At 62.8% G+C, this 18,635-nt stretch carries 18 protein-coding genes and 1 pseudogene; 7 read left to right on the top strand and 12 right to left on the bottom strand.

The features are described 5' to 3' along the window. Window positions 1-120: 120 nt before the first annotated feature. Entirely contained in the window at window positions 121-441 is a 321-nt protein-coding gene (gene cyaY, locus ACYCTF_RS07790; protein WP_461281973.1) for an iron donor protein CyaY, read from the top strand. Window position 442: 1 nt separating this feature from the next. Here cyaY and ACYCTF_RS07785 read toward each other — a convergent pair whose 3' ends face one another. Beyond that, a complete protein-coding gene (locus ACYCTF_RS07785; protein WP_461281974.1) occupies window positions 443-724 on the bottom strand; it encodes a hypothetical protein in 282 nt (93 codons plus the stop codon). Between the two features lie 3 nt (window positions 725-727). Beyond that, window positions 728-3,100 (bottom strand): endopeptidase La, encoded by a 2,373-nt coding sequence (gene lon, locus ACYCTF_RS07780; RefSeq protein WP_461281975.1) that lies wholly within the window; start codon window positions 3,098-3,100, stop codon window positions 728-730. Window positions 3,101-3,315: 215 nt separating this feature from the next. Here lon and ACYCTF_RS07775 point away from each other — a divergent pair, with 215 nt between their 5' ends. Next, window positions 3,316-3,864 (top strand): Slp family lipoprotein, encoded by a 549-nt coding sequence (locus tag ACYCTF_RS07775; RefSeq protein ID WP_461281976.1) that lies wholly within the window; start codon window positions 3,316-3,318, stop codon window positions 3,862-3,864. A 27-nt stretch (window positions 3,865-3,891) separates the two neighbouring features. Beyond that, window positions 3,892-4,395 carry a Slp family lipoprotein gene (locus ACYCTF_RS07770; RefSeq protein ID WP_461284765.1) on the top strand — a complete coding sequence of 168 codons (504 nt, stop codon included), beginning with the start codon at window positions 3,892-3,894 and terminating at the stop codon, window positions 4,393-4,395. A gap of 69 nt (window positions 4,396-4,464) precedes the next feature. Here the strand turns inward: ACYCTF_RS07770 and ACYCTF_RS07765 are convergent, their stop codons facing one another. The 4 genes from ACYCTF_RS07765 to ACYCTF_RS07750 all read right to left on the bottom strand — a co-directional run bounded on the left by ACYCTF_RS07765 (window position 4,465) and on the right by ACYCTF_RS07750 (window position 9,602). Next, complete coding sequence (locus ACYCTF_RS07765) at window positions 4,465-5,883, bottom strand: Fic family protein (RefSeq protein ID WP_461281978.1); 1,419 nt, start codon at window positions 5,881-5,883, stop codon at window positions 4,465-4,467. A gap of 535 nt (window positions 5,884-6,418) precedes the next feature. Further along, window positions 6,419-7,624 (bottom strand): formate-dependent phosphoribosylglycinamide formyltransferase, encoded by a 1,206-nt coding sequence (purT, locus tag ACYCTF_RS07760; protein WP_461281979.1) that lies wholly within the window; start codon window positions 7,622-7,624, stop codon window positions 6,419-6,421. A 107-nt stretch (window positions 7,625-7,731) separates the two neighbouring features. Continuing rightward, window positions 7,732-9,042, bottom strand: coding sequence for an MFS transporter (locus ACYCTF_RS07755; protein WP_461281980.1), 1,311 nt, complete (start codon window positions 9,040-9,042; stop codon window positions 7,732-7,734). Then, a complete protein-coding gene (locus tag ACYCTF_RS07750; protein WP_461281981.1) occupies window positions 9,039-9,602 on the bottom strand; it encodes an isochorismatase family protein in 564 nt (187 codons plus the stop codon). Before ACYCTF_RS07750 ends, ACYCTF_RS07755 begins: the two co-directional genes overlap by 4 nt. A gap of 420 nt (window positions 9,603-10,022) precedes the next feature. Here ACYCTF_RS07750 and ACYCTF_RS07745 point away from each other — a divergent pair, with 420 nt between their 5' ends. After that, window positions 10,023-10,538, top strand: a complete 516-nt coding sequence (locus tag ACYCTF_RS07745; protein ID WP_461281982.1) for a hypothetical protein — start codon at window positions 10,023-10,025, stop codon at window positions 10,536-10,538. A gap of 46 nt (window positions 10,539-10,584) precedes the next feature. On the opposite strand, the gene ACYCTF_RS07740 is transcribed toward ACYCTF_RS07745, so the two are convergent. Then, entirely contained in the window at window positions 10,585-11,316 is a 732-nt protein-coding gene (locus ACYCTF_RS07740; protein ID WP_461281983.1) for a LytR/AlgR family response regulator transcription factor, read from the bottom strand. A 56-nt stretch (window positions 11,317-11,372) separates the two neighbouring features. Beyond that, entirely contained in the window at window positions 11,373-12,434 is a 1,062-nt protein-coding gene (locus ACYCTF_RS07735) for a sensor histidine kinase (protein WP_461281984.1), read from the bottom strand. A gap of 304 nt (window positions 12,435-12,738) precedes the next feature. On the opposite strand from ACYCTF_RS07735, the gene argH reads away from it, so the two are divergent. Then, window positions 12,739-14,142, top strand: a complete 1,404-nt coding sequence (argH, locus tag ACYCTF_RS07730) for an argininosuccinate lyase (protein WP_461281985.1) — start codon at window positions 12,739-12,741, stop codon at window positions 14,140-14,142. Here argH and ACYCTF_RS07725 read toward each other — a convergent pair. Both ACYCTF_RS07725 and ACYCTF_RS07720 read right to left on the bottom strand, forming a co-directional pair. Further along, a complete protein-coding gene (locus tag ACYCTF_RS07725) occupies window positions 14,139-14,534 on the bottom strand; it encodes a hypothetical protein (RefSeq protein ID WP_461281986.1) in 396 nt (131 codons plus the stop codon). The genes argH and ACYCTF_RS07725 overlap by 4 nt on opposite strands. A 499-nt stretch (window positions 14,535-15,033) precedes the next feature. Beyond that, the gene (locus ACYCTF_RS07720; protein WP_461281987.1) at window positions 15,034-16,452 is read right to left on the bottom strand and encodes an MFS transporter; all 1,419 of its coding nucleotides are present in this window, start codon (window positions 16,450-16,452) and stop codon (window positions 15,034-15,036) included. Between the two features lie 280 nt (window positions 16,453-16,732). Between ACYCTF_RS07720 and ACYCTF_RS07715 the strand changes: the two genes are divergently transcribed. Together ACYCTF_RS07715 and ACYCTF_RS07710 are read left to right on the top strand one after the other, a co-directional pair. Continuing rightward, window positions 16,733-17,083 (top strand): nucleotide pyrophosphohydrolase, encoded by a 351-nt coding sequence (locus ACYCTF_RS07715; RefSeq protein ID WP_461281988.1) that lies wholly within the window; start codon window positions 16,733-16,735, stop codon window positions 17,081-17,083. Beyond that, window positions 17,080-17,880, top strand: a complete 801-nt coding sequence (locus ACYCTF_RS07710; RefSeq protein ID WP_461281989.1) for a 23S rRNA (adenine(2030)-N(6))-methyltransferase RlmJ — start codon at window positions 17,080-17,082, stop codon at window positions 17,878-17,880. The genes ACYCTF_RS07715 and ACYCTF_RS07710 overlap by 4 nt, the downstream gene beginning before the upstream one ends. Here ACYCTF_RS07710 and ACYCTF_RS07705 read toward each other — a convergent pair. Both ACYCTF_RS07705 and ACYCTF_RS07700 read right to left on the bottom strand, forming a co-directional pair. After that, entirely contained in the window at window positions 17,877-18,389 is a 513-nt protein-coding gene (locus tag ACYCTF_RS07705) for a DsrE family protein (RefSeq protein WP_461281990.1), read from the bottom strand. The two genes, ACYCTF_RS07710 and ACYCTF_RS07705, sit on opposite strands and share 4 nt — an antisense overlap. 24 nt (window positions 18,390-18,413) lie before the next feature. Continuing rightward, a pseudogene (locus ACYCTF_RS07700) lies at window positions 18,414-18,635 on the bottom strand (hypothetical protein); the annotation flags it as partial.

The raw sequence follows: 18,635 nt of genomic DNA, 5'->3' as shown, positions 1-18,635 counted from the left end.
CTGTTTGGCGCAAGGCCCGCTACCATGCACCGGGCATGCCCGCTATGATCCACGCCCCCACCGCCGCAAAGGGAGGGGCGCAAGACGAACGGCGCACGATGGACGACGAAGGAGCCGCCAATGCTAGATGACCATGACTACGAGGCACGGGTGCGGGCGACGCTTGCGCACATCGAACAGGCCATCGAGACCCACGCCCCGGATATCGATTTTGAGACCGAAGGCGAGATCCTGACGCTCGAATTCCCAGACGGCTCGCATATCGTGATCAATAAACAGCGGCCGCTCAAACAGATCTGGCTTGCAGCCCGCGCCGGGGGCTTTCACTACGACTACGATGCCGCCACTGACCACTGGGTACGCAACAGCGACCACGAGCTTCTGGCCGACCTCGAAGTCTTTGCAAGCCAGCAACTGAAAAAACCCGTACAGCTTCGCTAGATCACTCCCAGGTCTCCCCGGAGTGGTGGGTGAATACCCCGCGCTCCTCGCACTTTGGACAGGCGATAGACGCGATATCGTCGGCCAGGAGCGCGATATCCTTGTGGTAACAGAGACTGCAGCGCGCCACGCCATCCTCGTCGACCCAGGTGCTGCCGACCGAATGGCAGTTGTCACACCGAAACAGGCGCAACATGGGCCAAGGCCTGCGGCCGCGCCCGACACCCAAATCCCGCTCCTCGTAACGGCACGCGCGACACACGAAATCCACTTTATGTCCCACGGCCTACTCCGGAAAGATCAGGGCCGCGACATCGCGGTAATGTTTGACATAGTGCATCGCAAGCCCACTGCGCACATTGTCCGGCAGCTCCTCGAAATCGTTGCGATTGGCCTCGGGGATGATGATCTCCGAGATCTTCACGCGCCGTGCGGCGATGATCTTCTCGCGTATGCCACCCACCGGGAGCACATAGCCTGTGAGCGTAAGTTCGCCTGTCATCGCGAGTGGCCGGACGAGACGCTTGCCACGAGCCAGCGATAAGAGCGCGCTTGCGATCGTGATGCCAGCGCTCGGCCCATCCTTGGGGATGGCGCCGGCCGGCACGTGCAGATGCAAGGACGCCTTGTCGAAAAAATCCTCGGGGCAGTGGTACTGTTTGCAGTGCGAGGAGATATAACTGTAGGCGATCTCCGCCGACTCGCGCATCACCTCGCCCAACTGTCCTGTGATCTTGATCCCGCGATTGGCGCGATGTACGCGCGTGACCTCGATGTCGAGGATGGCGCCGCCCATCGGAGTCCAGGCCAGGCCCGTTACGACGCCCACGCCGCGCAAGGGCTTGATCGGCTGGAAGACCGGCCGATCGAGGTATTCCTCCAGGTTGCGCGCACTCACCTTGATCGGCGGCTCCTTGCCGTTGATCATGGCGACCACCGCCTTGCGTGCAATCGAACCCAATTTCTTTTCGAGGTTGCGGACACCGGCCTCGCGCGCGTAGCCCTCGATGATCTCGCGTATGGCTTGATCCTCGATGCGCAACTGTCCGCGCTTCAGACCCACCTTGTCCATCTGCTTGGGCAGGAGATGATGTTTGGCGATCGCCATCTTCTCACTCGTGATATAGCCCGCGAGCCGTATGACCTCCATGCGATCGAGGAGTGGCCGCGGTATGGTGTCGAGCTGGTTGGCCGTGCAGATGAACAGTACCTTGGAGAAATCGAAGCGCAGATCGAGATAATGGTCCAGGAAATCCACGTTCTGTTCGGGATCCAAGACCTCGAGCAGCGCCGACGCCGGGTTCCCCTGGTAGGAGGAACCGATCTTGTCGATCTCATCCAACATGATGATCGGATTCGCCACCCCGACCTCACGGATCGCCTGGATGAACTTGCCCGGCATCGCGCCGACATAAGTGCGGCGGTGACCCTTGATCTCGGCCTCGTCGCGCATGCCCCCCACGGAGAACCGATAAAAGGTGCGCCCGAGCGAGGCGGCGATAGAGCGGCCTATGGAGGTCTTGCCCACCCCGGGCGGCCCCACGAGCAGCAGGATGGAGCCCGCCACCTCACCCTTCATCGCCCCGACCGCCAGAAACTCGATGATCCGGTCCTTGACGTCTTCAAGACCGTCATGGTCCCGATCGAGGACCTGGCGGGCCTGTTTCAGGTCGATCTTGTCGCTGGAATAACGCCCCCACGGCAGCGTCGTCAGCCACTCGAGATAATTGCGCGTGACTGCGTACTCGGGCGAACCCATCTCAAGGATCGCCATCTTTTGCAGCTCCTCCCCGACACGCTTTTGCGCGGCCGCGGGAAGAGTGACTGTCGTGAGCCGCTCGCGGAAGGCCTCGATCTCAGCGGTGCGATCATCCTTGGCGATGCCAAGTTCCTTCTGTATGGCCTTCAGCTGCTCGCGCAGGAAGAACTGCCGCTGCTGTTCATTGATCTTTTCCTCGACCCGCTCGCTGATGCGCGCCTGGATCTTGGCAAGATCAAGCTCTTTGCGGAGAAGAAAGAGCACCTTCTCAAGCCGCGGCTCGAGATCGACCGTGCGCAGGACGTCTTGCAGCTCTTCCTTGTTCGCGGTCGTGAGGCTGGCTGCGAAATCGCCCAAGCGCGAAGGCTGGTCGGGCCCAAAGCGCGTGAGAAAGAATTTGAGCTCCTCCCCGTACAGGGGGTTCAACGGCAAGAGCTCCTTGATGGTGTTGATGATCGCCACCGAATAGGCCTTGATGTCCGCGCCCTCGACGGCCTCGGGCTCCGCAAAATAGCGCGCGCGCACCGCGAAAGGGCGCTCGTCCGAGACCCATTGATCAACGTGAAAGCGCTGCAGGCCCTCCACGAACACCTGGAGCTTGTCCTCGTTATGGGCCACTTTATGAATACGGCAGACGGTCCCCGTATCGTAGAAGTCACCCCTTACGACATCCGTCGCCTGATCCTTGCGGATCAAGACCAGCCCCACGACCTTATGCGGATTCTCGGTCGCGGCGGCAATCGTGGAACTCCAGGGGTCGCGATCCAAAACCAAGGGGATGGCCTGAGCCGGGAAGAAGGGGCGATTGGTTATGGGCACAACGGCAAGGGTCGTGGGCAGCACATCGCCAGCCCGCGCCAGGGTCCCGCCAGGCGCGGCCATCGATTCAGGATCGCTCATGGTCATCAATTATCGTTCGCCGTTTTTTTTAGGGGCTGAGCCCCTCTTATGGGGCCACCCAGGCTCGGTTCAAGGTCCGGCCATTGTGTCAGAACGCGCCGGCGCCGGTACGCGGCCATGGTCGCACGGGTAAAGCTGGTCTCTGGCCAAGACCTAAGTGCGGTCTTATGATACTCCCCTAGGGCCGTTACGATGGGACATGGAGGCCGACACGGATGAAAGCCTTCGCGGTACTCGGAAGTCTGTTTTTGCTCGCCGGATGCGCGACACCCGTGCCGAGATCCTTGCGCGCGCCCGACATCGCGCCTGTGAGCGTCGCGGCGGCGCGTGCCCACACGGCGCCGCTCGGTGTACGCGTGCGCTGGGGCGGCATCATAAGCCGGGTGATTAATAGCCCCCACGCCACCTGGGTGCAGGTCGTGAGCCGACCCTTGCGCCACGATGGCAGGCCGCGCCGGGCGCGCTTCAGCGGGGGGCGTTTCATGGCGCGGGTTCCGGGCTTCCTCGACCCCGCCGTCTATGCGGTGGGCCGCAAGGTGACCGTGCTCGGAACCTTCTCCGGTTACCAGAAAGACCCCATCGGACGCTATTTGTACGACTTTCCGGTCGTCCAGACGACTGCCGTCCACCTTTGGCGCCCGCGCCCGCGATACTCGCGCTATTACTATGCCAGCCCCTGGCCATGGGGATGGGGTATAGATTTTGGCCCGGATTTCGACGGAGGCGGGCACGAGGAGGACGAAGGTCCGGGCTACTGGCCATAAACAGACGCTAAGGAGGGCTGACTTAGAATGCCTATGACCCAGACCTGGGCGATGCGCGCTGCGGTCGCCCTTCTCGCCCTGGGCCTCGCCGGCTGCGCCGTGCATCCGCGGCCCGAGGCCACCCACATCGATCGCCACATGGGCCTGCAGGCCGTTCTTGCCCACCCCCAGCGCACGCGCGGGGCGCGGGTACGCTGGGGTGGCGTCGTGGTACAAGACAATGTGGGGCCCGTACACAGCACGCTCACTGTGCTCGCCTATCCCTTGAGCGCAAGCGGTCGCCCCCGGCTTAGCGCCATGCCGGAGGGGCGCTTCCAGGCCGTCGCCCCCGGCTACCTCGACCCCATGCTCTTTGCGCGCGGCCGACTCGTGACGATCGTGGGGACTGTGACCGGCACCCGTCCGGGGCTCATCGGCCAAGCGCACTACCTCTACCCGCAGGTGCAGCTGCTCGCGAGCCACGTCTGGCACGCCTACCGGCCGCGACGTCGGCGCTGGAACTTCGGCTTCGGGATCGGGATCGGCCTCTAGACTGCGTGTATTGACCGGCTCGGCCGCAAGCGGCGGGGATTCATGGGTCGTTACGTGCGATCCATGACCTCAAGGCCCACAAGAGTGATTTGATCCTATGCTTGGGTTCTGTTGCTTCCAGGCCTCGAACTCCCATGGCCGGAGGCCGAAGCGGACCGCGTTTCCCGCGTGCATGGTCTTGAACTCCTCCAGAACGAGTTTCGCAAAACCTTCTTGATCACCGGGCACGACCGATGCGGGCATCGACTGACGGACTGTTTCTATCATGGCTGGCAGCCCACCCCGAACGATGGCACGCACAGCTTCCGTTAATGCAGCCCGGTAGCGCAGTCTGAAGGTATCGGGTGGCACGAGATGGCTCCTGACAGCCACATACTGCTGGCAGGAGCGCTCGTAGGCCCAGACAAAGACATCGCGCAACAATTCGATGCGATTCAGTTCGTACACACCCAACAGGGCATCAACATAAGCAGACTCTGGCACATCGATGAACGAGAGCGGACTCAGGTTACTCTTGATCAAAGGAATATTGGCCGCGAGACGCGACACGCGCTTGTTCACGTCATCAAAGGGCTGGAGGTAGGGCAGATGCACCATCAGGAAGAAGGCTTGCTCGAATGGGTCTTCAATGTCGGCGGCCATGCCGAGCACGACGCCAAAATATTCCTCGACGCGCTGCGGTAACGCCATGGGCCGGTAGACGCTACCACCGATTTCCACGGCGCGGTTACGCAGCTTGCCGCACATCATCGGATCAGAGAGCAGGCCATCCGACAAAAGGGCGTGAAGGGCGATGACGGTGTTCCTATCCACCGCTATTTGCTCGGCGTCACGAACGAGATATTCGATGGCCGCCTTATGATTCAAAATCATCTGGGTCTCAATCGCATTCTTACCCTCCGCAACTTCCCCGAGCCGAATGAGTCGTTCCGTGTCGAGGCGGTTGTAGGTATTTCCCTCCAGGCGCGACGAGGCCCATGACAAATCGATCAACAGCCGATTGAGAATGTCACGGGCGAAAGTGCCGGCCGGCATCTGCTCGGCAGGAGAGCGGCCCAGAGTGTGGAGCTGCCCGCGCAGTGTCTCTGGTAGATACCAGGTTTCGTTCGGCCTATAGGCGTCCAGGAATTCGGCCCTGTAGCCAACGGGGCGGCGCCCTTGAATGGGTTGGCGCACGTAAGCCTTGATGTCCGCGCCGCCGGGAGAGGTCGGGACATAAACCTCGACTGGCTCCTCCACCCGGTCACGCCCTTTGGTGACATCCCACGTACCCGTGATAGCGGCAGACCGATATTTGAATGCCTTCCGCTCGCGTCGACCGGCGATACGTCCCTGGGCAATCAAATCGGCAAGGCGGCGCTGAAGCGTTCGCCGCGACAGTCCCTCACCCATAGCCGCCGCTATCTCCTCAAGCCCTGCTCCCTCGGGAAATCGGCGCACGACCTCCGCTATCTGGTCAAAATCCGCTAAAGGGATCACTTTTGGCACGATAAGCCTTTTATTTGTCGCACAACTGAGTATCGCGCCATTTTATTTGGCATTCAAGAGCGGTATCGCGCCAAATACGCCTTGTTAGAGGGCACGCCACGGCGTTAGAGGACGAATGACCTGCTGTGACTGACCTTCAGCCGCGCCTCCAGGCGATCGTGATGCCCGATCGGGGCGGGCCTGAAGGGATTCGCCGATGCGTGGCGTGAAACGATAGCACCCGGCCGCCTCAATCAAGATGCGCCGCGACAGCCTATGGCCGATGTCCGCCAGCACACCCTCCTGGGCGCGTACCGCGGGTCCCATGCCCGTTGACAGCAGCCGCGGTAGCCCGCAGGGGCGGGAATCGGTGCAGATCACCCCTTCGGCTCAGCGGTCATGCCGTGGAGAGACTCCGCCCTTGAGGGCGTGAGTAGTACCTGCCCGGAACGGATCGGTCAGGCCCACGGTCTACCCGCAGGTACCGTAGCTCGTCCCGCCTGGCACACCAGCCGACTGCGATGCCGGAGCTTCGGGATCGGGATCCGCCTCTCGCTCAGGACTTGGGGGCAAGGACCTGGACGAGATTCGCGCACTCCTGGGCACGACGGCGCGCGGTGTCGATGTCGGATGCCACGGCAAGCGCCACGCCCATGCGCCGCCGCACGAAGCTCTCGGGCTTGCCGAAGAGCCGCAGCTTGGTGCCGGGTACCCGTAGTGCCTGATCCAGACCCCCGAAGCGGACGCCCTTCGCGTCCTGGTTGCCGTAAATGACGGCGCTCGCCCCAGGGCGCATCAACTCCGTCGACACCGGCAGGCCCAGAATGGCCCGCACATGCAGCTCGAACTCGCTCTGATATTGGCTCGCCAGGGTCACAAGCCCCGTGTCGTGCGGCCGCGGACTCACCTCTGAGAACCAGACCTGGTCTTCATTCACAAAGAACTCGCAGCCGAAAATACCGCGCCCCCCAAGCGCCCCCGTCACCTTCTCCGCCATCTCGCGTGCCCGATATAGGGCCTTCTCGCTCATAGGCTGCGGCTGCCAACTCTCAACATAGTCCCCGCGCTCCTGACGATGCCCGATGGGCTCACAGAAATGGGTCTCGATCACGCCCCCGGGGCCGGCGGCGCGTACTGTGAGCAAGGTAATCTCGTACTGGAACTCGATGAAGGCCTCAATAATGACGCGCGCCATCTTCACCCGGCTCTTTTTCTGAGCCTCGTGCCACGCCGCCACAAGTTCCGCCTCGTTCGCGGCCACCGACTGACCCTTCCCCGAGGACGACATGACCGGCTTCACGACACAAGGGAAGCCCACCATGACAGCCGCCGCCTGCAATTCCTCGAGGCTGCCGGCAAAGGCGTAGCGCGAAGTCGGGATCTTGAGCTCCTCGGCGGCCAGCCGCCGAATGCCCTCGCGGTTCATGGTCAGGAAGGCCCCGCGGGCGGTCGGTATGACCTCGGCCAGGCCCTCATTTTCGATCTCCATCAGGGTCTCGGTGGCGATCGCCTCGATCTCTGGGACCACGAAATCCGGCCGCTCGCGTGTGATGATGTCGCGCACAGCCTTGGGGTCACGCATATCGATGACATAGGAGCGATGGGCCACCTGATGGGCCGGGGCATCCTTGTAGCGATCGACCGCTATGACCTCGACACCGAGCCGCTGGGCCTCGATGGCGACCTCTTTACCCAATTCGCCGCTACCGAGCAAAAGCAGACGCATAGCGTCGCGTGTCAAGGGGGTACCCAAAACTGTCATGACAAGAACTCCGCAGCGGGGGTGGGGGTGGTTGCCGCGCATCATACCCCTGACCCCCGGCCTGTCAATTCTTTATATTCCGGGGTGAAGCACCGGGAACCTCGGCCTCAATCCTCGACCGCGAGCGTGACAGAGACCCCTACCGAAACGGGCGGGTTCGCCCCCGAAGACGCGGGTGCACCGAGCGCCCTTGCGGCACGACGACGGCGCAGACCCACGGCGAGCGCCAAGCCCGCGAGCACGGCGATCTCAAGGAAGGCAAGCCGCGGGCCCAGGTGGTCGGCAATCCAGCCCGCAAGAGGGCCCGCGATCGGGGCGCCGCCCAAGGCTGAGGCAATCATGAGGGCGAGCAGACGCGCGCGCAACGCAGGCTCCGCCAAAGACTGGATCAGACTGTTGGCGGATGTCGTGAAGACCTGTATGGCAAAACCCAGGATGGGGAGCAGGCAGGCAAACGCGACCAGGCCGGGCGCAACCGCGGCCGCGACACCCGCCACGGCAAGCAGCGCGACCGCCCCCTGTAAGACCGCGAATCGCGGCACGCGCGAGGCAGCGAACAAGGCGCCACCCACGGCACCTGCCGCCATGAGCGACATCAGCAGACCATAAAGCGCGGCGCTGGCATGGAAAACGCTGACCGTCATGGCCGATATCAGGATGGGGAAGGCGACACCGGCCGCCCCGATCAAAAAGAACATCGCAAGGACGGCCTTGATCTCGGGCTTGGCGGCGACATAGCGCAGCCCCTCCGCAAAGGCGCGGGACGCTACCATGAGACGCGCGGGCTTGCGGATGGAGGAGCGCCGCAATCGGCGTAAGGCCGCAAGCACCGCCCCAAAGGAAACCGCGTTTAGCAAAAGGACCGGGCCCGTGCCAAGCGAACTAATCAATATCCCGCCAAGCGCAGGACCACAGGCGCGGGCGATGTTGAAGGACAGGGAATTGAGGGCGACCGCGTTGGCAAGATCCCGTGGCGGCACAAGGTCCGCTACAAAAGCACCGCGGGCCGGCGAATCGAAGGCGGCGGCGATCCCAAGCAGGAGCGCGAGAAGATAAGTCTCCCATAGGCGGATCGCGCCGGACAGGACAAGGACGGCAAGCACGAGGGCGAGCAACGCCATGATCGATTGAGTAACGATCAGGAGCCGGCGACGATCAAGACGGTCGGCGACATAGCCGATCAATGGCAAAAGCAGGACCTGAGGCGCGAACTGCAGGGCCGTGATCTGCCCTAAGGCTACCGCGCTATGAGCGGTCAGCTGCGTGAGCACGAGCCAGTCCTGGGCCGTGCGCTGCATCCAGGTGCCAAGGTTGGAGACCAGGGCCGCGGCCGCCCAGAGGCGGTAATCCCGTGTCGCGAGCGCGCGGAAGGTCGCGCTCAAGGGGCGGGGTGAACGGGGTGCGCCCGCGTCGCTCACATGTCCCGCTGGGCAAGCAGCTTAACGACTTCAGCGACCGTCGCGGTCTCGCCCAGGCGCGGGAAGAGGCGCTGGACACTGTGATCGTGAGACTCGCTACTGAAATCGGTCATCGCATCGCACGCAAGCGTCACGTTGAACCCAAGTTCGTAGGCCTGGCGCGCCGTGGTTTCGACACCGATGCTGGTCGCGATCCCCGCGATCACGACCTGCGTGACTTGGCGTGCGCGTAGGAACTCCAGAAGCCCCGTTTCGGTGAACGCCCCCCAGCTGCGCTTCGTGATCCGATGATCCGTCGCGTGCGCGCCAAGTTCCGTCGCGAGTTCGGTCCAGTCGGGGGGACGCTCCGTGCTGAGGGGCCCTCGTTCGATGCGCCCCGGCGCCCGGCCGTCTACGTTCACGAGCACGACCGGCAAGGCATGATGCCGAAAACTTGCCGCCAACTCCACGGCCTTCGCCACGACCACGGCCGTCGGATGCGCCATGGGCAATCTCACGATCCCTTTTTGCAGATCGACCACAATCAGGGCCGTCTGTCTATCCAATGTCGTTGCTGTCATTCTTCCTTCCTATTCGCGCGGGCGTCCCCGATCCCCGTATCGACACCCAATTCGTTCCCGACCGCCCATCCTTCGCAGCGACACCTAAAGCTCGGAAAGTCCGAGCGCCGCCCCGTAGGGCCTACGGGACCCTCTAAAGCCCTCGTCCGCGTCCGGCTCCGCGACCCCGTCAGGGGCGGCACGGGCGCGAGCAATACTCGCGCAAGACCCGCGAAAAAGAAAGCCCTTGGAGCGTCCAGGCATGGGCACATACTTGGAAGGGCGCGACCGCCAAACGGCGCCTCGCAGTCACCGAGGAGTCGCGCCGCCGCTTACGTTCATGCCGTCGGTGACGCTCCCACAATCCCCCTGCCGGAGAGGGGTAGTCCCGCGCTACGCTATAACTATAATAAGAGGTAGGGATCGTGTTAGGAGGTAATCGTGACGCCGACTCTCTATCAGTTTTTTCATCGCCACATCCAGCAGGGCTTGCGGCGCGCCGGGATCGGAGAACCCGCCACCGTGGCCTATGTCAGTGATCTTCTCACCCGCTTCGCGCGCACTGAAGCCCTCTATCCGCTGAACGACCACGAAAAACGCCCGCTCACCACCCTCGTGCAGTTTCTCGCCGAACAAAGGGCCGCCCAGGAGCAGGACCGCGCCCACGAGATGGTCGTCGTGCGCCACATGGCCGAATACGCACTCTTCATGAGCGGCTTCTTTCGGGAGCGACTGCGTTCACGCGGACAGTTATCCTACTACGCCGATCACGGGCGCAGCGCCTTTGGGCAAACAGCCGACTTCGAGAGACATAGCGACCGCGCCCGCGTCTACTGGCGGCTCCAACATGACTTCGCGCGCGTCGCCGAGACCTTGGACGACATCCGTCAGCACCGGCTGCCACTCGAATCTGCGGACTATAGCGAGCGACCGGTCGCCGCCCTCTGGCGCATGTGAACGAGCAAGCATCTCCCGGGGCAGAGCCGGGGCGTCCCCTTGTAGGCTAGCGGCGCGCCCAGCGACGGACCGCTGCGGCGTGTCGCCGGCTGACTGCGAGCCGCTTGTCGAGGCCCTTGAGCGTGACATGCCAGGTGCCACTCGTGTCCTTCTCTATGCCGCTGATATAGGGCGTGGCGACCAAGGCGTTTCTGTGGATGCGCAAAAAGCTTTCGCCAAACTCGCGCTCGAGATTCACGAGCGAGTCCTCGATCAGGTGTTCCTCGCTTGCGGTACGCACCGTCACATATTTGTTGTCCGCCAGGAAGTACAAGACATCCTGCACTGGGACCAGACGGATATTGCCGCGTAGATGGACGCTCAAGTGGGTGCGGACAATGGGTGAATCCTGCGCCTGATTCAGGTCTTGAAGCTGTTGCAGGCTCAGCTTGCCGGCCTTGCTCAGGGCCTTGGCCAAGCGGTCCTTGCGGATCGGCTTCAAGAGGTAGTCGACGGCATTGACCTCGAAGGCGTCGAGGGCATGCTGGTCGTAGGCGGTCGTGAAGATCACCCCGGGGGGCGTATCGAGCCCCATAAGATGCATGGCCGCCTCCAGGCCGTCCATGCCCGGCATGCGGATATCCATGAGCAGCACGTCGGGGTTCAGGCGTTCGGTCTGGGCAATGGCCTCACTGCCGTTCATGGCCTCGCCCACCACCGTGTGTTCGCCGATCTCCCCCACCATCTCCCGCAACCGATCGCGCGCCAATTTTTCGTCGTCTACGATCAGGACCCTCATTGTGTCCCTCCTCTGTTCAGCTGGTGCGCCGCTCTCTCTCATCGTGAACTCTCCGCTTAGTAGCTGCCCCCCTGGTTTCTCACAATAGGCATTTTTATTTTGACATGATATTGATCGCCTTCCTCGAACGTTTGCAAGGTGGCCGCATCCGAAAAGTGCGAAGCGAGCCTCTGGCGAATATTATCCATGGCGATCTTGTTGCCGCGCCCGTGGGCGTGCTTGCGGACCTCCGGAATCGGATTACTGATGAGGACGTTCAAGGTCTCGGCGTTATCTCCCCAGAGCTCGACTTTGACCGTACCTCCGCCGAACCGCGGTTCGATACCGTGATATATGGCGTTTTCGAGGAGCGGTTGCAAGGTCAGCGTTGGAATAAGTGCATTGCGGGGAACGTTACTCACAGTCCACTGCACGGTGAGTCGGTCGCCGAGCCGCAACTTTTCGATCTCCAGATATTGGCGCGATATCTCTTGTTCAGCCGAGATCGGCACGAGCTTGCGGGCATCGGCGAGCAATACCCGGAACAGATCAGCAAGATCCTGGAGCGCGGCCTCGGCGCGCGGCGGGTCGCTGCGCGTAAGGCTTGCGATACTGTTCATGCTATTGAAGAGGAAGTGCGGTCGAATGCGCGACTGCAGGGCCTGGATACGGGCCTCCTGCTCGAGCTTGGCATCGATCTGCGCCTTGTGCGACACAAACAGATAGCGCAGACCAAGCAGCATGACTATGGTACCGATCAGGACGCCGTGGATCAAAATGGTGAGCTGCCATGCGGGCGAACGGTTGGGGATGATGCCGAGCGCGTAGAGCCCGTTTATGAAGCCCTCGGTGACCACCACCACCGCCACGATCATGAGCGCGATCACGAGCAACGAGCCCACCGTGGCCGACAACCGGTGCAATCCGCGGTTGACGAGCCGCCATAACCCCAAGCTCACCAGAGCTATGCTGAGGGTGTAGGCCGAAAGGAACAGGAAATAGCGGCCCGTAGTCAGTCCCAGGCTGTCGCTTCGAGCGATAGCGAATATCACGGCGATCGCCTCGGCCATGAGGAGCACCTTGGCGGCAATGGCGAGAGAACCGAAATCGGGCAGAAAATAGCTCGTCGAGTCCTTCATGACCACCTTATACGCGAGACCGGGGCCCCGGGGGATCGGGACTACCATTAGACTAGCAGGAAAAAGAGGGCCCCGAGTCGTGCTCGTGGGCCCGGCAACCCTGGGCCGGCATTTCGGGGTGGGGGTGCATAAGGAGAGTCCGGCCCAGGCACTACGGAAACAACCTTAGTCGACGCATGAGCTCGTCTCAACCCATCACCGATGATCGGAACAGGTCGACGGACAAGTGGCAAACACATGCCGCCCTTAACGGCACGCCCACAGTTCGGTACCATGGACGCCTTTTCCTTCGTCGAGCGCGCGCATGTCTCCTACCGACAAAGCCTGGAAAGGCCGCTTCACCGAACCCACGGATGCTTTCGTGGAAGCCTTCACGGCCTCGGTCGGGTTTGACCAACGGCTCTACCGCCATGACATTCGCGGCTCGATCGCGCATGCGCACATGCTCGCGGCGGTGGGCATTATCCAGGAGAGTGAGGCTGCACTCATCGCCGAAGGGCTGTCCGCCATAGAGAAGGACATCGACGCGGGCCGTTTCACATGGTCTGTGGGGCGCGAAGACGTCCACATGAACGTCGAGGCCGCCTTGATCGAGCGTATCGGTGAGGTCGGCAAAAAACTGCACACGGCCCGTTCGCGCAACGATCAGGTGGCGACCGCGGTGCGTCTCTATCTGCGCGAGGGTCTAGACGGGCTCGTGGGCCAGCTCCAGAGACTCGGATCCGTGCTCCTCATGCTGGCCGAGCGCGAGGCCGAGACGATCATGCCGGGTTTCACCCATTTACAGGTGGCACAGCCCGTGACCCTGGGCCACCACCTGCTCGCGTGGTTTGAGATGTTCCTGCGCGACGCAGGACGCCTCAAGGACGCCCGCGCCCGCCTGAACGTCATGCCGCTCGGGGCCGGGGCGCTGGCCGGCACGAGCTTCCCCATCGACCGGCATATGACGGCCCAGGCCTTGGGCTTTACGCGCCCGACCGAAAACTCGCTCGACGCGGTCTCGGACCGGGACTTTGTCATCGAATTCACGGCGGCCGCGGCCTTGATCATGGTCCACCTGTCACGCATCGCTGAGGAACTCGTACTCTGGTCGACACCCCAGTTCGGCTTCATAGAGCTGGCCGACGGCTTTTGCACCGGCTCGTCGATCATGCCCCAGAAGAAAAACCCGGACGTCCCCGAGCTCCTGCGCGGCAAGAGCGGCCGCGTCATAGGCCATCTCACGGCCCTGCTGGTCCTCATGAAGGGGCAGCCGCTCGCCTATAACAAGGACAACCAGGAGGACAAGGAGCCGCTCTTCGACACCCTGGACACCGTCCGCGATTCCCTGCGCGCACTCACCGAGCTCTTGCCGGCGACCACCTTCCATCGGAAACGGATGCGTGAAGAGGCCCGTCGCGGCTACCCGACTGCAACCGACCTCGCGGATTACTTGGTGAGACGGGGCCTGCCGTTTCGGGACGCCCACGAGGCCGCCGGCCGCGCCGTGCGGCTTGCCATAGACCGGGGCGTGGATCTCGCGGAACTGCCACTATCCGAGCTGAAGACCTGCTCAGCCCTGATCGAGGCGGACATCTTCCCCGTGCTCACCCTGGAAGGGTCGCTGGCCGCGCGCGACCACCTTGGCGGCACGGCCCCCAGGCAAGTGCATGAGGCGGTCGCGCGCGGGCGGACGCGCCTCGCCGACCTGGAAGGTAGGCCCGCTTAGAACAAATCGAAGATATCGTTCACGATATTGTCGGCCGCCGCGAAGCCGGCGCCCATGCCAAGGCCGCCTACGAGCGAACCCAGGAAACCGCTGCCCGCAGATGGCTGATTGGCCCAGCCAGTCGGCCGTACTGGGGCATTCGGGTGGGTGGCCAGGGCCCCCTCGAGTTGCTGTATATACTGGGCCATCTGCTGGACCAGCATGGTCGTGCTCTGCGCCTGGGTCTGCATCGCCATCGCCGCCTCGCGTAGATCCATCGCCCATTCACGCCCGGTCGTGGGATCCGGCGCCGCCGCCGCGAGCTTCTGCGCGAGGGCCTGCAGCGTCTGCATGGCCGTCTGGTTCTGCTGCTGTACGAGCGCCAACTGGTTTTGTGCCTGCTGGTAGTCCATTGCGTTCCCCCTCAAAAAGAGATGCCTGGCCAAATTGGCCGAAACTGTGTCACTGAGACCCGACGAGACCGCCCAAGTTCCGCCGGGCGCAGGCCTAACCCTAAGCGCGAGCACCAAAACAAGTCAACCGGGCCCGTGAATATCGCAGGACAGCCACGACGGGCCGCCGAAGTGAAGCCGGCCCAAAAGATCCTTGACCCATTGAACATGGCGACAGTGCTGACGGCCAGGACGAGGCTGCGCTCGCTGCGACCTCTCGGGCCTGCGAGCCCGCGACGACCCAAGCTCTTGCCAATCTTGGCCCACATGTCCGGGGCCCATGCCCGCGGCTTCTCGTCTGGCACGCCAGCCTCAGGAAGGTTCGCGAGATAGCCGCCGGACACATCAGCCAACGCATCGGCGGCCTCTAGGCGCTTACGCCAAGAGCCTAGGCTGATACCCGGTGCCATGGCCGCGGTATTTGAGAACCATGGCCACCCCCCGCTGGACACCCGCCGCCCTATATCAAAGAGGCGCCGGAACCCGCAAGCCCGCCTGCAGGCGGAGAGACCTCCTGCGTCTCAGCCGATAGGGTCTCCAGACTCTGGCCGCTGGTCTCAGGCAAGGTAAGCCGCGTCAGCAAAAGACCGAGGGCCGACACACCTGCCGCGAACATCATGGCACCCTTCAGGCCGCCGGCATGGCTTATGTAAGGGAACAGGAAAGTGCCTACAAAGGCGCCGAGCTTGCCGATCCCAGCGGCGATGCCGTGACCTGTGGTGCGCCCGCCGGTCGGAAAGACCTCGGCCGGGATCACGAAGGTGGTGCAGTTGGGCCCAAACTCGGTAAAAAAGAAGCTCACACCATACAGAAGCAGGAACGGCAGGACGTCATGGGTCATGTCGGGCACGAGAGCAATCAGCCCGAAACTTATGGCCATGACCGCAAAACCGATCATCTGCAGGCGCCGGTGGCCAATGCGATCCATTAATACGATGGAGGCGAGATAGCCGGGCACCGCCGCAGCGGCAAAGATCATGAGCGCCCAAGCGGTCGCCTGCATGGGGCTCGCGTGCGGCGCGAGCAGGCCTATGATCTGCGGCGTCGATATGACATTGCCGTAGAAGGCGTAGTCGAGCAGGAACCAGGCGCCGGCCGTGCCGAGGATCATAATCTGATGACGCCGATCACCCAGAAAAGCGCGCAGCGTCATCGGGCGAGGGCGCACGACCGGGCCGGAGGCCTGGACCTGACCTTCAGAATAAAGCGACATGTCATGGGCAGCGGCCTCCGACTGTCCGCGCACAAGCGCCTTATAACGCGGCGACTCGGGCATGGTGCGGCGCAGATAAAGGACCGCAAGCGGCGGAAGCGCGCCCAGACCCAGCATGATGCGCCATACGATGTCATGGCCAAGGCCCGCCGCCTGGAGCGTGAGCGCGACCACGGGCCCAAACACGAGACCCAGGCCCTGCATGCCAAAAACCAGCGACACCAGCGAACCGCGCTGCCGGGCATTGCTGTACTCGGCCATGAGCACGGCGCTCATCGGGTAATCGCCGCCGATCCCGAATCCCAGGATCAAGCGGAACAGCAGCAGCCAAGCAAAGCTGGGGGCGAAGGCGCAGGCAAGCGCGCCGATAGCCATGAGCGCCGCCTCGAGTCCGTAGATGGCCTTGCGGCCGATCCGATCAGCCAGACGCCCGAGCGTGAGCGCCCCGAGGAAGGCTGCAAGCAGCGACCCACTCCCAAGCAAGCCGATCTGGCTCGCGCTCAGGTGCCACTCGGGCTTCAGGTAGACGAGCGCCATACCGATGATAAAAAGGTCATAGGCATCGGTAAAAAATCCCATGCCGGCGGTCACGGCCGCGCGCATATGAAAGAAGCTCACCGGCGCCTCGTCAAGCGCCTGCAGAATCGAACGATGGTCTTGGGCCATAACTCTCTCTCCTTGGGGGACGGTCCAGTACTGCGCCTTACCTAAGGCACGCGCGCGGCGGTCTTAGGGGCCGCCTTGCATCACGGAGCCGATAGTAAAAGCGCTGCATGACGAAGCTATGACGCCGAATGGGGCCGCAGACAGCCGCTTTCTGCGGCCCCGGCCCCGGACGCGCTCCCCAAAATCCGTTAGACTGGCGGCTTTTGAACGAGGGCGCAGGCGCGCGCCCCTTGGCCCATCTCGCATGACCCAGGGTGCGCCCACCCCTCCGGAGGACCTCATGAGCGGCTTTCAGGATCTGACCGAACGGCTCGCGCAATTCGCGAAAGAGCGCGACTGGGAACAATTCCATTCCCCGAAGAACTTGGCCATGGCGCTCATCGTCGAGGCAGGCGAACTCGTGGAACAGTTGCAATGGCTGCGCGAAGAGGAGAGCCACGCACTCCCGGAGGCGCAGCGCCAAGCGGTGAGTGAAGAGGCCGCCGACGTACTCCTCTATCTGCTGCGCTTCTGCGATCGACTCGGGATCGATCTTGAGCAGGCGGCATGGGCCAAGATCGAGAAGAACGCCGCCAAGTACCCGGCCGACAAGGTGCGCGGCAGCGCCCGCAAATACACGGACTACCTGTGAACTACCGCCACGCCTTCCACGCCGGGTCGGCGGCCGACGTCTTGAAGCATGTCGTGCTCCTGGAGACTCTGGACCGCGTCTTACAGAAACCGAAGCCCCTCTTCGCGCTCGACACGCATGCAGGCGAGGGGCTCTATCGCCTGCAGCCCGAAAGCGAGGCCGACGAGGGTATCCGGCGCCTCTGGGACCGTCGCGCCGAATGGCCGGCCTTAACGCGTTATTTCGAGGCGGTAGGCCGCTTCAACGGGCCCAAGCTCAGAGACTACCCGGGCTCGCCGCTTCTCATAGCCGGACAGCTGCGCCCGGAAGACCGCTTCGTCGCGGTGGAAGGGACACGCGAGACCCACGACGCCTTACAGCAGGTCCTGCCCCCGGAGCAGGGCCAGATCTTTCTTGGGGATGGTTACCATGCGCTGAAGGCCCTGCTCCCGCCCAAGGAACGCCGGGGCGTAATCCTGATCGATCCCCCGTACGAGCGCGTGACAGAGCGCAGCGCGCTTTTGACGGGCCTTAGGACCGCGCTCGAGCGCTTCCCTCAGGGCATCTACCTCATCTGGTACCCGATCAAGGATAAGCACGACGCAGATCGGCTGGTCACAGCCGTGTCGGCCCTCGGCAAAGAAACCCTGTGCGTGGAACTTTTGACCTGGCCGCCGGATGTCAAAAACCGCCTGAACGGCTCGGGGCTTGTGATCCTGAACCCACCCTACGGCCTTAAAAAAAGATTGGGCGAGGTCGTGCCGACCCTCGCCCAGATCCTTACCCGCGACGGAACGCCGCGTTACCGCATCCGTTAAGGATTGACCTCGATGTAACCGTGCTGCTGGAGCCAGATGATGCGGGCAACCGCCCCGGCGTTCACCTTCACATTGGGCAAGAGCTGCTTGTTGCCCCAGTGATGGGCGCGCATGGTGACCCCGCACTCCTCGATGTCGATGCCCTTATGAAACAGGGCCTCGATCTGACCGCGGTAGGGGTTACCAGTACGCACATGCATGAACTGGTTGTAGGCCTTGTCGTTCAGCAACATATAACCATCCGCCCCTTGGAAGACCGCATCGATCTTCCAGTGCGTATGGTCGCGCGTGAACTTCGCCAGCATCATCCGCATCTGCGAGAGGCCCACGGGCTCCCGCGTGTGCGGAATGAACACCGGATGGTCCATATTGAAGACCACCTTGGCCGCCTTCAAGCGCACCGGGATCTGGATATGGATCTTGTGCCAGTGCAGGTTCCCCTGCACGGCCAGCGCCGGAGCGCTTACCGCAAGAAAGGACAGGGCCGTCCATAAAGCGCCTTTTTTCACAAAACCTCCTGTAGTTTGGGTCCTTTAAAAGAGCAGTGTCGTCTGCAAAGCGATCGTATTGTCCTTGGCGCTTGCAACCGCCGAGGCATTGTTCTGCGCCGCGGCCGGACCCACCGAGGAAAGGTGCGGTATATCGATACGATTGATCGCGTAGTTAAATGTGACGCGCGCCATGGGCGAGATGTAGTATTGCACGCCCAGGGTGGTGGTCTTGAAGATACGCTCGAGCCCCGGATTATTGGTCAT

The organism is Acidiferrobacter sp. (genome assembly GCF_054609335.1).
This window is presented reverse-complemented; position numbering and strand designations above follow the sequence as displayed.

Coding starts and splice junctions, on each gene's coding strand:
- cyaY (WP_461281973.1), top strand. CDS start 121: ATGCTAGATGACCATGACTACGAGGCACGGGTGCGGGCGACGCTTGCG.
- lon (WP_461281975.1), bottom strand. CDS start 3,100: ATGAGCGATCCTGAATCGATGGCCGCGCCTGGCGGGACCCTGGCGCGG.
- ACYCTF_RS07775 (WP_461281976.1), top strand. CDS start 3,316: ATGAAAGCCTTCGCGGTACTCGGAAGTCTGTTTTTGCTCGCCGGATGC.
- ACYCTF_RS07770 (WP_461284765.1), top strand. CDS start 3,892: ATGCCTATGACCCAGACCTGGGCGATGCGCGCTGCGGTCGCCCTTCTC.
- purT (WP_461281979.1), bottom strand. CDS start 7,624: ATGACAGTTTTGGGTACCCCCTTGACACGCGACGCTATGCGTCTGCTT.
- ACYCTF_RS07750 (WP_461281981.1), bottom strand. CDS start 9,602: ATGACAGCAACGACATTGGATAGACAGACGGCCCTGATTGTGGTCGAT.
- ACYCTF_RS07740 (WP_461281983.1), bottom strand. CDS start 11,316: ATGAGGGTCCTGATCGTAGACGACGAAAAATTGGCGCGCGATCGGTTG.
- ACYCTF_RS07735 (WP_461281984.1), bottom strand. CDS start 12,434: ATGAAGGACTCGACGAGCTATTTTCTGCCCGATTTCGGTTCTCTCGCC.
- argH (WP_461281985.1), top strand. CDS start 12,739: ATGTCTCCTACCGACAAAGCCTGGAAAGGCCGCTTCACCGAACCCACG.
- ACYCTF_RS07725 (WP_461281986.1), bottom strand. CDS start 14,534: ATGGACTACCAGCAGGCACAAAACCAGTTGGCGCTCGTACAGCAGCAG.
- ACYCTF_RS07720 (WP_461281987.1), bottom strand. CDS start 16,452: ATGGCCCAAGACCATCGTTCGATTCTGCAGGCGCTTGACGAGGCGCCG.
- ACYCTF_RS07715 (WP_461281988.1), top strand. CDS start 16,733: ATGAGCGGCTTTCAGGATCTGACCGAACGGCTCGCGCAATTCGCGAAA.